This is a genomic window from Tissierellales bacterium (genome assembly GCA_025210965.1).
GTDB lineage: Bacteria > Bacillota > Clostridia > Tissierellales > JAOAQY01 > JAOAQY01.
Map to the genome: position 1 here is coordinate 1 of JAOAQY010000241.1, position 2,556 is coordinate 2,556.

A 2,556-nucleotide genomic window follows, 5' to 3' on the forward strand; every position below is an offset into this window, starting at 1 on the left:
AGGCTATGCCGCACAAAATATTTTGAGGTATGTACCCGGCATAAATATATTAGTAGAAGATAATAATCATAGACAATATGGCATCTTAGAACCCCTAAGAATAAAAATTAATGAAGAGAATTACATAGTCGTAAATTCAGCGTATACTGAAAACAATAGTGTAATTCTGAATATAGAGAGCAATTTACCTCTATACAATAATATAAGTGCAATAGATAAAAATGGCAGCATAGTTGAATTAGACACTCTAGACATCATACAAGATTCTGAAACATTTGAGTGGTTTGGATCATTCACCTATGATTTCAGCAAACTCAAAAATAAGTTTGATATTGTCTACGAAAACTACAAATTGCCAATAGAAATGGTTGAATTACCTGAGATTTCTTCAGAAGAATATAGCTATATATCTGTTGAACATCTGAACGCAAAAATAGCTACAATAACTAATTATGTAGATGATGCGTTAGAGATCAGTTTGCTTACAAAATCAAATTCCGCTAATCAAATCATTTCTCTTCCAATGAATGATATATATTTACTAGATAGTAGTGGAAAAAAATACTATTGCTCAGGTAAACGTTCATCAAATACTATTTATTTTGACAGCGACCTAAGCTTTCTTGATAATAGGCAAAAGGCTGGTATGAAGCTAGTCATTCCATATGCATCTTTTGTAGATGAATCTCTTGAATCTAGCATTGCTATAAACAAAAATACTCCTACACCACTAAGTGTAACTCTTGGGAAATATGATTTATCAATAAATGAGATAAATTGGAGCAAACAATCCAATTCTTTCAAATTTAAAACAGAAAATGGAGAATATCACTCTGTCGATAATCAGAAATCTCAAAAACTAGAACTAATAATAGATAAAACACTGACCAACGCAAATAAAATAAATTTGAAAAATATTTCTGCCAGTGCCAATCAATCTGAATTAGTAGAACACAATTACAATGGCATCAAATTACAATTTTCTGACCCATATGCAGAAGAAAACTCCATAAAAAATGCTAACATACAAAAGATAATTCCCAATATAAAAAATGATGCTAATAAAGTAAATATAACCTTTAGTTCTCCTATAATACAGATAGATAGTAAAATAACCATCCCATTACAACCATAGTGCATTTTCTAGTTACAAAAAAGGGCTCTAGTCCCCAAATTTCATTTCAAATGAAATTTAGCATCTATCAAGTCGTCAGTTCAGATATTCTGAAATTTAATATTTAATATTCAAAAAAGTCATAGTCCCTAAAAAGGCTATGACCTTTTTGAATATCAGAACTATCAGTAAGCTATACTTTTTTTATTAAATCCAACTTAACTTTCATCATTCATCATTGATGTTAAATTTTCTTCATGTTACACTAGCCTTAATAAAATAACTATTCTAATTCAGGAGGAATGTACATGACTACTTCAACATTTAAGAAAATAAGCATTTTATTGGTCTCTCTCTTAGCACTCGCCATATTTAGCACAGGATGCACAGAAAAAGAAAAATCAGATGACTTAATAGAAATGACTAAAGCATATATCGCATCAGTGGATGGTTTTTACTACGAGCATTTCGATTTAGAGAAAGCTAAAGAAGAGCTTTCTACTATTATAGCTGACGACTTTGCATCTGATTCTATTGAGCAAATGGAGAAAATCGATAAAGGAATTACATTCGATGACAAAACATATACAGGAAAAGATGCTCTAAATTATATGTTTAGAGATTCCGATAAAGTAGAAATGAAATATGAAATATCAAAAGTTTACGACGATTTAGATCCCGATAGGACATATCATAAATATGTATTTGTAAGATTAACTGTATCTAGATACGATTCAGATGGCAATTTATTTTTCCAATACACGCCAATATTTAAGTATTTCTTCGTTGAAAAAGACGGCGTTTGGAGATTGTATTTCGAGGATTTAGCCGGATATTCTAACAAAATAGGCGAAGTGCCAACTAAAACATTTAGTAACGAAAATGTTGAATTCGAGGAGTTCAAATCGTTTACAATCGACATAGATAAATAATAGAAGTGCCTAAAAAAGGGCTCTAGTCCCCAAATTTCATTTCAAATGAAATTTGAGACTAAAGCCCTTTAAATCGCTCTTTTTTAGTGTTTTTTCTCTACCAATTTAACTCCGTCACCTTCAAAAACGATATGTCTTTCTTTATAAAGTCTTCCAAGTGCCTTTTTGAATGCATTCTTGCTCATTCTAAATCTTCTTTTTACAGCATTTGCATCACTTTTGTCATTAAATGGCAAGAATCCACCTGCTGCTATTATCGCCTCTAGTATGATTTTCGCATCGCCTTCTATAGCTCTATAGCTCTTATCTCCTGGGCAAAGATTCAATTTACCATCTGATCTTACGCTCGTAACTCTTAATTCTACTTCATCGCCAACCCCGTAATTTCCAACTACATTTTTTATCTGAATCAATCCGTGATATTTGCCATCAACAGCAACTAAAAGTCCCATTTCTGGTCTCTCTGCATATATTATACCTTTGACTCTATCGTCTCTAGTATATGGCGAG

Annotated in this window: 3 protein-coding genes; 2 read left to right on the forward strand and 1 reads right to left on the reverse strand. The window is 31.6% G+C overall.

What is annotated here, in order from left to right:
- Positions 1 to 1,135: hypothetical protein (locus N4A40_17035; GenBank protein MCT4663561.1), on the forward strand; the 1,135-nt coding region annotated here is incomplete at its 5' end.
- A gap of 287 nt (positions 1,136 to 1,422) precedes the next feature.
- Positions 1,423 to 2,046 carry a hypothetical protein gene (locus N4A40_17040; protein ID MCT4663562.1) on the forward strand — a complete coding sequence of 208 codons (624 nt, stop codon included), beginning with the start codon at positions 1,423 to 1,425 and terminating at the stop codon, positions 2,044 to 2,046.
- 83 nt (positions 2,047 to 2,129) lie between these two features.
- Here N4A40_17040 and N4A40_17045 read toward each other — a convergent pair.
- Positions 2,130 to 2,556: RNA-binding protein (locus N4A40_17045; GenBank protein ID MCT4663563.1), on the reverse strand; the 427-nt coding region annotated here is incomplete at its 5' end.